Below are 12,628 nucleotides of genomic sequence, written 5' to 3'. Positions count from 1 at the left end.
CTTGTAGGAGCGGCTTTAGCCGCGAAAGGGCCGGCACTGACAAACGAGGACGTCATGCCCGAACGCACCCCGCTGGACCCCGTCACCGCCCGCTGGATCCCTTGGGTGGTGGCCATCGCCTTCTTCATGCAGTCCCTGGACGGCACCATCCTCAACACTGCGCTGCCGGCCATGGCCCGCTCGTTGGCCGAAGACCCCTTGCGCATGCAAGGTGTGATCATTGCCTACATGCTCACCGTGGCCCTGCTGATCCCTGCCTCAGGCTGGATCGCCGACCGTTTCGGCACCAAGCGCATCTTCTTCAGCGCTATCTTGCTGTTCAGCTTTGGCTCGCTGCTGTGCGCCGCAGCCAACAGCCTTGGCTTCCTGATCTTCGCCCGCGTGGTGCAGGGGCTGGGCGGTGCGCTGATGCTGCCGGTCGGGCGGCTGGTGGTGCTGCGCGCCTACCCACGCAGCGAGCTGGTGCGGATCATGAGTTTCATCACCATCCCCGGCCTGCTCGGGCCATTGCTGGGGCCAACGGTCGGTGGCTGGCTGGTGGAAATCCTCAGCTGGCACTGGATCTTCCTGCTCAACCTGCCTGTCGGCCTGCTTGGCTGCATTGCCGTGTGGAAGTTCATCCCGGACTTGCGCGGCGCCGAGCGCACCACCTTCGACGGCCCTGGTTTCCTGCTGTTCGGTGCAGCGATGGTACTGATCACCATTGCCATGGAAGGCCTGGGCGAGCTGCACCTGCCGCACTTGCGGGTAATGTTGCTGCTGTTCGCCGGCATGGCCTGCCTGGCCGCGTACTGGCTGCGCGCCGGGCGCGACCCGGAGCCGCTGTTCTCGCCAAGCCTGTTCCGCGTGCGCACCTTCGCCATCGGCATCCTCGGCAACCTGTTCGCCCGCCTGGGCAGCGGCGCGCTGCCGTTCCTGGTGCCGTTGCTGCTGCAGGTTGCGCTGGGCTACTCACCCGCCCAGGCAGGCATGAGCATGATCCCGCTGGCGGCGGCGGCCATGCTGGCCAAATCCATTGCCCGACCGCTGATCGAACGGTTCGGCTATCGCATCATCCTCACCGGTAATACCTTGCTGCTGGGCATCCTGCTGGCAAGCCTGGGCCTGGTGGACGAGCAGACCCCTTATTGGCTGCTGTTGGTGCAACTTGGCCTTCTGGGGGCAGTGAACTCCATGCAGTTCACTGCAATGAACACAGTGACGCTCATCGATCTCGACGACGCCAGCGCCAGTAGCGGTAACAGCCTGCTGTCGGTGGTCGCGCAACTGTCGCTGAGCCTGGGTGTGGCCTGCGCCGGCGCACTGTTGGGCGGCTTTACTGCGGCAGGCAGCGCCGAGGGCGTGGAAACCACCCTGGGCGCGTTCCAGCTGACCTTCGTCACCATCGGCGTAATGGCCATGCTGGCAGCGGCGATCTTCCTGCAGCTGGCGCCGACGGACGGAAGGCGTGCCCGTCGTCCGGAACAACACATGGAGTCGTAGGGCGAATGGCCACGAGGCTGGTAGACTATGCGGCATTTTTCGCTTCGCACCGCAGGCCCGCCTCGTGACCACCGAATCCACCGCCTTTGCCACCTTGCCGCTGTCCACTGCCATGCTGGCCAACCTGGAGGCCCTCGGCTATGCCTCGATGACGCCGATCCAAGCCCAGAGCCTGCCTGTCATCCTCAAAGGCCAGGACCTGATCGCCCAGGCCAAGACCGGTAGCGGCAAGACTGCCGCCTTCGGCATCGGCCTGCTCAACCCGATCAACCCGCGCTACTTCGGCTGCCAGGCGTTGGTGCTCTGCCCTACCCGCGAACTCGCCGACCAGGTGGCCAAGGAGCTGCGCCGCCTGGCCCGTGCCGAGGACAACATCAAGATCCTGACCCTGTGCGGCGGCGTTTCACTGGGCCCACAGATCGCTTCGCTGGAGCACGGTGCGCACATCATCGTCGGCACCCCAGGGCGCATCCAGCAGCATCTGGACAAAGGCACCCTGGTCCTGGACGGGTTGAACACCCTGGTGCTGGACGAAGCCGACCGCATGCTCGACATGGGCTTCTTCGACGCCATCGCCAGCATCATCGGCAAGACCCCGTCGCGCCGCCAGACCCTGCTGTTCTCCGCCACCTACCCGGCCGGCATCAAGCAACTGGCCGCCGACTTCATGCGCAACCCGCAGCAGGTCAAGGTCGAAAGCCTGCACACCGACAACCAGATCGAGCAGCGTTTCATCGAGATTGACCCGCAGCAACGCCTGGAAGCCGTCACCCGCGTGCTCGGCCACTACCGCCCACAATCGTGCGTAGCGTTCTGCTTCACCAAGCAGCAATGCGAGGACGTGGTTGCCCACTTGACCGCCAAGGGCATCGTCGCCCAGGCCCTGCACGGCGACCTGGAGCAGCGCGACCGTGACCAGGTGCTGACCATGTTCGCCAACCGCAGCAGCTCGGTGCTGGTGGCTACCGACGTGGCCGCGCGCGGCCTGGACATCGACGGCCTGGACATGGTCATCAACGTGGAGCTGGCGCGTGATGCGGAAATCCACGTGCACCGCGTGGGCCGTACCGGCCGCGCCGGCGAGAAAGGCGTTGCGGTCAGCCTGGTGGCACCGGCCGAAGGCCACCGCGCCCAGGCCATCGAAGCGCTGCAGAAGAGCCCGCTGCGCTGGGACCAGCTGGACAGCCTGAAAAACAAGGGCGGCGAGCCCCTGCTGCCGGTGATGACCACACTGTGCATTGCCGCTGGCCGCAAGGACAAGCTGCGCCCTGGCGACATCCTGGGGGCCCTGACCGGTGATGCCGGCATCCCGGGCAAGCAAGTGGGCAAGATCGCTATCTTCGACTTCCAGGCGTTTGTGGCCGTGGAGCGGGCGTTGGCCAAGCAAGCCATGCAGCGACTGAACAGCGGCAAGATCAAGGGTCGCGCCCTGAAAGTCCGCATTATCTAAAGCCAGGCAAAGCCCCCTGTAGGAGCGGGTTTACCCGCGAACGCGGCAGTAAATGCATCGTCGCATTCGCGGGTGATCCCACTCCCACAGGGTTCAGCATTTCAATCTGAAGGTTCATACCGTGCACTCCACCGACGTGATCATCCTTGGCGCCGGCGCCGCCGGCCTGATGTGCGCCCAGCTCAGTGCCCGTCGCGGCCGCCGGGTGCTGCTGCTCGACCACGCCAACAAGCCAGGCAAGAAAATCCTCATGTCCGGCGGCGGGCGCTGCAACTTCACCAACCTGTACACCGAGCCGGCCAACTTCCTTTCGCACAACGCGCACTTCTGCAAGTCGGCCCTGGCCCGCTACACCCAGTGGGACTTCATCGAGCTGGTGTGCAAGCACGGCGTGGCGTACCACGAGAAGAAGCTCGGCCAGCTGTTCTGTGACAACAAGGCCAGCGACATCCTCGACATGCTGCTGGCCGAGTGCGACGAGGCCGGTGCCGAGATCCGCATGCACACCAGCATCGAACAGATCGAGAAGACCGAAAGCGGCTACCTGCTGCAGACCAGCGGCGGCCAGTTCACCTGCCAGTCGCTGGTCATCGCCACTGGCGGCCTGTCGATCCCGACCTTGGGCGCCACCGGTTTCGGCTACCAGGTGGCCCGCCAGTTCGGCCACACCCTGCTGCCAACCCGCGCCGGGCTGGTGCCATTCACCATCACCGAGCCCCAACTCAAGGCGATGTGCACCGAGTTGTCCGGCACCTCGCTGGACTGCACCGCCAGCTGCAATGGCACCAGCTTCCGCGAAAACCTGCTGTTCACGCACCGCGGCTTGAGCGGCCCGGCAATCTTGCAGATCTCGTCGTTCTGGGAAGCCGGTGACACGGTCGAGATCAACCTGCTGCCCGACCGGGATGCGCTGACCTGGCTGCAACAGATGCAGGCCGAGCGCGCCAATGCCGAACTGAAGACCGTGCTGGGCGAGGTGTTCACCCGCAAGCTGGCCAACTTGCTGGCCGAGCAGTGGTTCGAGTCGAAGCCGATGAAGCAGTACACCCCGGCGGAACTGGCGCACATCGCCGAAAAGCTGGCGAACTGGCAAGTGGTGCCAGCCGGCACCGAAGGCTACCGCACCGCCGAAGTGACCCTGGGCGGCGTGGATACCCGCGAGGTGTCGTCCAAGACCATGGAATCGCTGAAAAGCCCCGGCTTGTACTTCATCGGCGAAGTGCTGGATGTCACCGGCCACCTGGGTGGTTTCAACTTCCAGTGGGCTTGGGCATCGGCGAACGCCGCCGCGCAGTTCGTGTAGAGTAGAATCCTTTCAGCAGCACGGAACGCTTCTTGCTGGCCCGTGCTGCAGTGCATTCTTCGCTCACCGCCTGGCAGGCCATCATGTCATCGAGCTCGTTCCGTCAGTCACTGCGTCGCCTGTGGGGCCAAGACAAGTTCAGCTACAGCATCCGGGTCACCATTGCCCTTACCGGCAGCCTGGCCCTGTGCTGGTACCAGAACGAGATGGCCCTGCTGATCCCGCTGTTCCTCGGCATCATCGCCAGTGCCCTGGCCGAAACCGACGACAGCTGGCAGGGCCGCCTCAGCGCCCTGGCCGTTACCCTGGTGTGCTTCGCCATCGCTGCACTGGCAGTCGAGTTGCTGTTCCCCTACCCCTGGATCTTCGTCATTGCCCTGGCCCTGGCGGCCTTTGGCCTGACCATGCTCGGGGCGCTGGGCGAGCGCTACGGCGCCATCGCTTCGGCCACCTTGATCACTGCGGTCTACACCATGATCGGCGTGGACCAGCGCGGTGGCCAGGTCACCGATTTCTGGCACGAACCGCTGCTGCTGGTGGCAGGTGCGGCTTGGTACGGGCTGTTGTCGGTGCTGTGGCAGGCGCTGTTTTCCAACCAGCCGGTACAACAGAGCCTGGCCAGACTGTTCTTCGAGCTGGGCAGCTACCTGAAGCTCAAGGCCAGCCTGTTTGAACCGGTCCGCACGCTCGACGTCGAGGCACGGCGCCTGGAACTGGCCCAGCAGAACGGCAAGGTGGTGGCCGCGCTGAACGCAGCCAAGGAGATCATCCTGCACCGGGTGGGCAACAGCCAACCAAACTCGAAGGTAAGCCGCTACCTCAAGCTGTACTTCCTGGCCCAGGACATCCACGAGCGTGTCAGTGCCTCGCACTACCCCTACAACGCACTGACCGAGGCGTTTTTCCACAGCGACGTCATGTTCCGCTGCCAGCGCCTGTTGCGTAAGCAGGGCTCATCCTGCCAGGAACTGGCCCGCTCGATCCGCCTGCGCCAACCATTCGTGCTGGCCAGCGGTTATCCAGAAGCCCTCGAAGACCTCAACGCCTCGCTGGAGCACCTGCGCATCCAGAGCAACCCGGCCTGGCGCGGCCTGTTGCGCTCACTGCGGGCACTCGCTGCCAACCTGGCAACACTGGACCGCCTGCTCAGTGCCGCCAGCAACCCGGACAGCCTGGCCGACGCCAGCGACAGCAGCCTGCTCGACCGCTCGCCGCGCTCGCTGAAGGACGTGTGGACGCGCCTGCGCACCCAGCTCACACCGACCTCGCTGTTGTTCCGCCATGCCTTGCGCCTGCCGCTGGCGCTGTCGATCGGCTATGGCATGGTGCACCTGATTCACCCGACCCAGGGCTACTGGATCATCCTCACCACGCTGTTCGTGTGCCAGCCCAACTACGGGGCCACGCGGCGCAAGCTGGTGCAGCGAATCTTCGGCACTGCCGTTGGCCTGACAGTGGGTTGGGCCTTGTTCGACCTGTTCCCCAACCCGGTCATCCAGTCGTTGTTCGCCGTGGTTGCCGGGGTGGTGTTCTTCGTCAACCGCACCACCCGCTACACCCTGGCCACTGCCGCGATCACCCTGATGGTGCTGTTCTGCTTCAACCAGATCGGCGATGGCTACGGCCTGTTCCTGCCACGCCTGTTCGATACGCTGGTGGGCAGCCTGATTGCCATTCTTGCAGTGTTCCTGTTCCTGCCTGACTGGCAGGGCCGACGGCTGAACAAGGCGCTGGCCAATACCCTGGCCTGCGCCAGCGTGTACCTGCGCCAGATCATGCAGCAGTATGCCCACGGCAAGCGCGACGACCTGGCCTACCGCCTGGCCCGGCGCAATGCCCACAACGCTGACGCGGCGCTGTCCACCACCTTGGCCAACATGCTGATGGAGCCGGGGCATTTCCGTAAGGAGGCCGACGTTGGCTTTCGCTTCCTGGTGCTGTCGCACACGTTGCTCAGCTACCTCTCGGGGTTAGGCGCGCACCGCGACACGGCGTTGCCAGCGGAGGTGCAGGAGCAGTTGATCGAAGGCGCCGGGCAAAGCCTGGCCAGCAGCCTGGACGAGATTGCCAACGGCCTGGCCGCACGGCTGCCGGTGGCGATTCACAGTGATGCCGAAGAGGCGCTGGCCAATGCCCTGGAGCAGATGCCGGAAGATCTGGATGAGCATCAGCGGCTGGTGCAGACGCAGCTGGCGTTGATATGCCGCCAGCTGGGGCCATTGCGGACCCTGGCGGCACACCTGATCAAGGAAAATGCCCCGGCCTGATCGTTTTAGTGCCTGTGCTCAAAAGCCGTACTGACGCAGCAGCCGGGCATAGCTGCCATCGGCCTTCATCGCCGCTATCGCCTGCTCGAAGCGCTCGACGATCCGATCATGCTCCGGGTGCTTCAGGCTGACCAGGACATGCAGGGTGTTCTCCCCCAGCGGCGGATCCACCAGCATCACCCTGTCACGCACTTCCTGCGGCTCGCGCTGCAGGTTGTAGCGGGCCACGTACTCGTCTTCCACCGCCAGGCTTACCCGCCCTGCCGCCAACATGCGTACCGCAGAAGAAAAGTTGCGCACCGGCACTTTGTTCAGACGCGGATCCCCGTCGAATTCCGGTGAATAGGTGTAATCACGCACTACCGCAATGCTGTAGGCATAAAGGTCAGACAGACGCGTGTAGCTGAATGCCTCGCCCTTACGTTGCAGCAGGCGAATACGATTACTCAGGTAGGCGCTGGAGAATTGCCCGATATTGGCGCGCGAGTCGTTGTACCAGGCATTGATCAGCACGTCGTAGCGCCCTTCACCTACCCCCAGCAATGCACGCGCCCACGGTACCTCTTCATAGCCGCTGGCGTAGCCGGCACGAGCCAGTGCGGTGGTAACGATGCTGGTCGCAAGGCCGCCGCCCGGCATCTTGGCATCGGTGAACGGTGGCCAGTTGTCGGCCACCAGGCGCAGCTTGTCGTGACCCGGGGCAGGTGTTGCCAGCATCGTTGCCAGTAAACCCAGAACATAAAGCAGTGGCCGCATGCTCACGTCCTTTCGCAATGGAGGGCAACACTGCCAGTGAGATTACACAAAGCGGTTGCCGAGGGCAGCGGCCAATAGTGTCATTTAGCCTCTATTTTGGCCGAAGCACATGCAGCATGCGATGATCGAGCCCCATCCAAGGAGTTCGTGCCCATGTCAATCGACTGGCTCTGCAAGCACCACACCGACCTCGGCAAGGAGCAGCTCTATGCCATTTTGCAGCTACGCACTGAAGTACTCGTGGTGGAGCAGCGCCACGCCTACCAGGAAGTCGATGGTCAGGACCTGACTGGCGATACCCTGCACCTCATGGCCTGGCAGGAAGACAAGCTGGTGGCCTACCTGCGCCTGCTGGATCCGCAGTCACAAGGTGGGGATGTGGTGATCGGACGAGTGGTGACATCACCGCAGGCGCGAGGTTTGCAGCTCGACGAAAGCTTGCTGCTCAAGGGGCTGGAAGCGGCGGAGCATTGTTGGCCGGGGGTGCCGGTTTATCTGTCGGCTCCGGCGCATTTACAGGCGTTTTATGCCCGCCATGGGTTTGCGGTGGTGGGCGAGGAGTCTTTGGAGGACGGCATCGCGTCCATTGGAATGCGCAAGGGATGAGCCCACCCTGTGCGGGCTTTGCACATCAGGGGTAACCCAGCACTTCGCGGATCTGCCGCAAGTGACGGATGATCCACTGCTTGTCGATCGCCCCCCAGTCATGAATGCGATAATGCCCGGCGTGGTTGCGTGCGCCTTCCTGCTGCTCGAACTCGCAGACGATGTCCAGGTCGGCCAGCGCGGCGATAGTGTCCTGAGCTGTGCGACGGGGCATGCCGGTGGCCTCCATCAGGGCGGGCACGCTGGTCGCGGTCTGGCTATCGATCAGCCAGGCCACGTACAGGCGGCGGTAGAAGCTGCTCTTGGTCTTGCTCACTTCCATGCTGCATGTTCCTTAGAGGTTGCCCGGCAGCTCCCGGTAGGTCAGGTAGACGCGCAGGTCGAATTCCAGTTGGTGATAGTCCGGCTCCATGTGCTGGCAGAGCTGGTAGAACGCTTTGTTGTGATCTCGCTCGCGCAGGTGCGCCAACTCGTGCACAACAATCATGCGCAAGAACTGTGGCGCGGCCTCCTTGAACAGCGAGGCAATGCGGATTTCCTTCTTCGCCTTGAGCTTGCCACCCTGCACCCGCGACACCGCCGTGTTCAAGCCCAGGGCCCGATGCGTCAGATCGAGGCGGCTGTCGAACAGCACCTTGTCCAGGTTTGGCGCACTTCGCAGGTACTGTTGGCGCAGATCCTGGGCATAGCCATACAGCGCCTTGTCGCTTTGCACGTCATGGCGGTCAGGGTAACGGCGCTGCAGGTATTCACCCAGGCGGTCGCTGTCGATCATCTGCCGCACCTGCGCCTGCAGGTGCGGGGGGTAGGCTTGCAAGTAACGTAGTACGGTCATGGCGCTGTATTCGGCGTAACGAATGCCGATTCTAGCCAATCACGGCCCTGGCCAGGAGAAAATTGCCGGGAAGCCGCTAGCGTCAGCAGCGGTCATCGGATAAGCCACCAGGAAACCCTGAACGTATTCGCAACCATTGGCCTTGAGCCAGGCTGCCTGCGCCGGGGTCTCCACCCCCTCGGCGATCACCGTGATACGGTAGTCGGCGCACAAGCCGATCACGCTGCGAACCAACGCAGCATCTACCGCCGAATCGGGCAGACGTGCCACCAGATGACGGTCGAGCTTGAGGGTGTCGATAGGCAGGTCGCGCAGCATGCGCAACGAACAGTCACCCGCACCAAAGTCATCCAGGGCCACCCTCACACCCAGGTCACGCAAGCGGTGTATCTGTTTGACGGCCGCGTCGATGTTATACATCAGCGACGTTTCCGCCACTTCCACCTCCAACTGCGTCGGGACAAGCTGGTAAAGCTGGATGACCCGTTGCAGTTCTTCGACCAGGCCAGGCATGACGAACTGCGCGCGGCTCAGGCTGATGCCGAGCACAAGGTCCGGCGGAAACCTGTCGTACCAGGCCTGCCGCTGCGCGGCCCCCTGGCGGTAGATCCAGCTGGCCAGGCGATTGATCAGCCGCGCTTCTTCCAGCAACGGGATGAACAGCCCCGGCGGCACATCGCCAACGCTGGGGTGCTGCCAGCGCAGCAAGGCCTCGAAACCACGCAGGCGGCCATCGTGGAAGGCGACCTGTGGCTGATACACCAAGGTAAAGTCCTGCTGCTCGATGGCCATGCGCACGCTGTCCTCGAGCATCAATCGCGAGCGCGCCCGTCCGTTGAGTTCCTGGTCGTAGAAGCGGTATTGCTGACGCCCCGCTTGCTTGGCTGCGTACATCGCTGCATCGGCCGAACGCAGCAGGCCTTCAACATTGGCGCCGCAGTCCGGGTAGGTGGCAATGCCGATGCTGACCCCAAGGCACACATCGAGCCCGTCGACCTCATGGCTGATGGAAACACGTTCGAGCAACCGTTCTGCATAACGCCCGGCCTGCTCCGGGTAGGGCAAGCTGTCGAACAGTGCAGTGAACTCATCCCCGCCCATACGCGCCAGCAAGGCCTCACTGCCCAGGCAGTCCTTGAGCTGCTCGGCCACCCAGCGCAACACCCGGTCGCCCGCGTCGTGGCCGAGCGAGTCGTTGATGCGTTTGAAGCCATCCAGGTCCATGTACATCAACGCCTGCGCCTTGTCCGAGCGCTCGTTGCGCAACAGAACACCTTCAGCAGCCTGGTAAAAACCACGACGGTTGAGCAGGCCGGTGAGCGGGTCGGTAATGGCCTGATATTCCAGCTGCTGGTGCAAGTTACGCACCACCGACATGTCCAGCACGGTCACCACCATGGCCTGTTGGTCGGCCGGCAACGGCGCACAGGACAGCGCCACCGGCACTAACTCACCGCCTTGAGTACGCAGTTGGGCATCATGTACGCGGAAGATTTGCCGCCCCTGGTAGGCCTTGTAGAAGTCCGACTCGCGCCACAGGCTGGTACTGGTCAGTTGCACAACGTCGAGCAATGGGGTGCCCTGCAGTTGTTGCACCGGTGCCGCCAGCAAACGGGAAATGGCCGGGTTGGCAAAACTGATGATGCCATGGGCATCAACCACCAGAATGCCTTCGGCGGCATTTTCCAGGATGGACGCATTGAACGCCCTGGCCGTCTCCAGCTCGCGACTGAGCTGCTGCAACATGCGCCGGTTGCGCTGCTGGTCGAGCAGCGCCTGGACCTTGGGCTTGAGTATTTGCGGGTCGAACGGTTTGAACATGTAGTCCACGGCGCCGCTGGCGTAGCCTTTGAGCACGGCCGCGTCGGACTGTTCGTTGGCGGTGAGGAAAATGATCGGGGTCAGTCGGGTACGCTGATTGCCGCGCATCAGCCGGGCGACTTCAAAGCCGTCCATTTCCGGCATCTGTACATCCATCAACACCAGATCGACTTCGTACTCAAGCAACGCGCTCAACGCTTCTATCCCAGAGCTCGCCGTCAATACTTGCCAATCCTGCCGGGCCAGCAAGGCCCGCATGCTGATGAGGTTCTCGGGGTAGTCGTCTACCACCAGAAGAACTGAGCTGCCATCCAGTGGCTGCTGTTGAGGGTAAGCGCCATCCATGCTGCTTCTCTGTTATGTGACCGACTTCAAAATACGGTTGGATCCATTAGTACTCTAGTCCTGAGGCTGCAACACGCAATGCAATCAGAACGCTATCAGTGGTTAAACTGTACGGTAGCCGACTAACGGTAGGTCTGCGGAAATTATGTACAGGTTTCCATCGCCCATAAAAAAACCCGCATCACTGCGGGTTTTTCAGGGTTACCTGTCGATCAGTTGACCTTGGCGGCCAGCTCACCTTTCAGGTAGCGCTGGTACATACCGTCCAAAGAGATCGGCTTGATCTTCGAAGCATTGCCCGCGGTGCCGAAGGCTTCATAACGTGCGATGCACACGTCGCGCATGGCCTTGATGGTTTCACCGAAGAACTTGCGTGGGTCGAACTCGCTCGGGTTCTGCGCCATCAGACGGCGCATGGCACCGGTAGAGGCCAGACGCAGGTCGGTATCGATGTTGACCTTGCGCACGCCGTGCTTGATGCCTTCGACGATTTCTTCGACCGGTACACCGTAGGTTTCTTTGATGTCGCCGCCGTACTGGTTGATGATCGCCAGCCACTCTTGCGGTACCGAGGACGAACCGTGCATCACCAGGTGGGTGTTGGGGATGCGCTTGTGGATTTCCTTGATGCGATCGATGGCCAGCACGTCACCGGTTGGTGGCTTGGTGAACTTGTAGGCACCGTGGCTGGTACCGATGGCGATCGCCAGGGCGTCGACCTGGGTCTTCTTGACGAAGTCGGCGGCTTCTTCCGGGTCGGTCAGCATCTGGCTGTGATCCAGCACGCCTTCGGCGCCGATCCCGTCTTCTTCACCGGCCATGCCGGTTTCCAGCGAACCCAGGCAGCCCAGTTCGCCTTCAACCGAAACGCCGCAGGCGTGAGCCATGGCAACGGTCTGCTGGGTAACGCGGACGTTGTACTCGTAGTCGGTCGGGGTCTTGCCGTCTTCACCCAGCGAACCGTCCATCATGACCGAGCTGAAGCCCAGCTGGATCGAGCGCTGGCAGACGTCAGGGCTGGTACCGTGGTCCTGGTGCATGCACACCGGGATGTGCGGGAACTCTTCGATGGCAGCCAGGATCAGGTGGCGCAGGAATGGCGCACCCGCGTATTTGCGGGCACCGGCCGAAGCCTGAACGATCACCGGGGAGTCGGTCTTGTCGGCCGCTTCCATGATGGCGCGCATCTGCTCGAGGTTGTTGACGTTGAAAGCTGGTACGCCGTAGCCGAACTCGGCGGCGTGGTCCAGCATCTGGCGCATGCTAATGAGTGCCATTGTGTATCTCTCTCCCGACAAGCGTCGTTTGTTTCGTGCAAGCCTGCCGCAGGGGCGGTTGCTGTTCAAGTAGTGTGGGCCACCCTCGCGGCCCGGCCAGTCACGGTGCCTTGCAGCCCCGCCCAATCAGATCGTTGGTTGCCACCCAGTACACCAGGCCTTCTTCGCCCTTGGTGTGGAAGGCCAGCATGCCATCGCTGTACAGCGCACCCGAGGCACCCGGTTCAGCCTTGAGCCGGTACACCTGGTCGCCGCCGCCAAGGCGCACGTCAACCTGGTCACGTTGCGCATCGGCGAAGCGCCAAAGCACCTCAGCCTGGGTGTCGCAGACCCAACGGGTCCAGTTGTCTGCCGGGGCCGGTTGCGTCGGCTGCAGCAGTGAGCATCCTGCCAGTGTCGCCAGGGCCGTCACGGCCAAAAGCGCTTTCATTCAGTTTCCTCGATTTGGGGCTGCTGTGCAGCCCTTCCTCAAGACCACAAATCAGC

At 62.9% G+C, this 12,628-nt stretch carries 11 protein-coding genes; 5 read left to right on the top strand and 6 right to left on the bottom strand.

The window, feature by feature from the left end:
* Window positions 1–54: 54 nt before the first annotated feature.
* From mdtD to yccS, 4 genes are all read left to right on the top strand, one after another.
* A complete protein-coding gene (gene mdtD, locus BJQ17_RS01415; RefSeq protein WP_003249408.1) occupies window positions 55–1,482 on the top strand; it encodes a multidrug transporter subunit MdtD in 1,428 nt (475 codons plus the stop codon).
* Window positions 1,483–1,594: 112 nt separating this feature from the next.
* On the top strand, window positions 1,595–2,932 hold the full coding sequence (gene dbpA / locus BJQ17_RS01410; RefSeq protein WP_230065385.1) for an ATP-dependent RNA helicase DbpA: 1,338 nt from the start codon (window positions 1,595–1,597) through the stop codon (window positions 2,930–2,932).
* Window positions 2,933–3,053: 121 nt separating this feature from the next.
* Entirely contained in the window at window positions 3,054–4,235 is a 1,182-nt protein-coding gene (locus BJQ17_RS01405) for an NAD(P)/FAD-dependent oxidoreductase (RefSeq protein WP_054889350.1), read from the top strand.
* 83 nt (window positions 4,236–4,318) lie between these two features.
* A complete protein-coding gene (gene yccS / locus BJQ17_RS01400; RefSeq protein WP_014859624.1) occupies window positions 4,319–6,502 on the top strand; it encodes a YccS family putative transporter in 2,184 nt (727 codons plus the stop codon).
* Window positions 6,503–6,520: 18 nt separating this feature from the next.
* Here the strand turns inward: yccS and BJQ17_RS01395 are convergent, their stop codons facing one another.
* A complete protein-coding gene (locus BJQ17_RS01395; RefSeq protein ID WP_003249400.1) occupies window positions 6,521–7,258 on the bottom strand; it encodes an ABC transporter substrate-binding protein in 738 nt (245 codons plus the stop codon).
* Between the two features lie 153 nt (window positions 7,259–7,411).
* Between BJQ17_RS01395 and BJQ17_RS01390 the strand changes: the two genes are divergently transcribed.
* A complete protein-coding gene (locus BJQ17_RS01390; protein ID WP_003249398.1) occupies window positions 7,412–7,864 on the top strand; it encodes a GNAT family N-acetyltransferase in 453 nt (150 codons plus the stop codon).
* A gap of 25 nt (window positions 7,865–7,889) precedes the next feature.
* Here the strand turns inward: BJQ17_RS01390 and BJQ17_RS01385 are convergent, their stop codons facing one another.
* The 5 genes from BJQ17_RS01385 to BJQ17_RS01365 all read right to left on the bottom strand — a co-directional run bounded on the left by BJQ17_RS01385 (window position 7,890) and on the right by BJQ17_RS01365 (window position 12,572).
* Window positions 7,890–8,186: a helix-turn-helix domain-containing protein gene (locus BJQ17_RS01385; protein WP_003249396.1), complete on the bottom strand. Its 297-nt coding sequence runs from the start codon at window positions 8,184–8,186 to the stop codon at window positions 7,890–7,892.
* Between the two features lie 12 nt (window positions 8,187–8,198).
* Window positions 8,199–8,699 (bottom strand): M48 family metallopeptidase, encoded by a 501-nt coding sequence (locus BJQ17_RS01380; RefSeq protein WP_003249394.1) that lies wholly within the window; start codon window positions 8,697–8,699, stop codon window positions 8,199–8,201.
* 39 nt (window positions 8,700–8,738) lie between these two features.
* Window positions 8,739–10,865 (bottom strand): bifunctional diguanylate cyclase/phosphodiesterase, encoded by a 2,127-nt coding sequence (locus tag BJQ17_RS01375; RefSeq protein ID WP_060538091.1) that lies wholly within the window; start codon window positions 10,863–10,865, stop codon window positions 8,739–8,741.
* Window positions 10,866–11,077: 212 nt separating this feature from the next.
* Window positions 11,078–12,142: a class II fructose-bisphosphate aldolase gene (gene fba, locus BJQ17_RS01370; RefSeq protein ID WP_003249389.1), complete on the bottom strand. Its 1,065-nt coding sequence runs from the start codon at window positions 12,140–12,142 to the stop codon at window positions 11,078–11,080.
* A gap of 100 nt (window positions 12,143–12,242) precedes the next feature.
* On the bottom strand, window positions 12,243–12,572 hold the full coding sequence (locus BJQ17_RS01365) for an MliC family protein (protein WP_003249387.1): 330 nt from the start codon (window positions 12,570–12,572) through the stop codon (window positions 12,243–12,245).
* Between the last annotated feature and the right edge of the window lie 56 nt (window positions 12,573–12,628).

The organism is Pseudomonas sp. NBRC 111139 (genome assembly GCF_001753955.1).
Classification (GTDB): Bacteria; Pseudomonadota; Gammaproteobacteria; order Pseudomonadales; family Pseudomonadaceae; genus Aquipseudomonas; species Aquipseudomonas alloputida.
The sequence above is the reverse complement of the archived record's forward strand: the minus strand, read 5'-3'. Positions and strand labels throughout refer to the sequence as shown.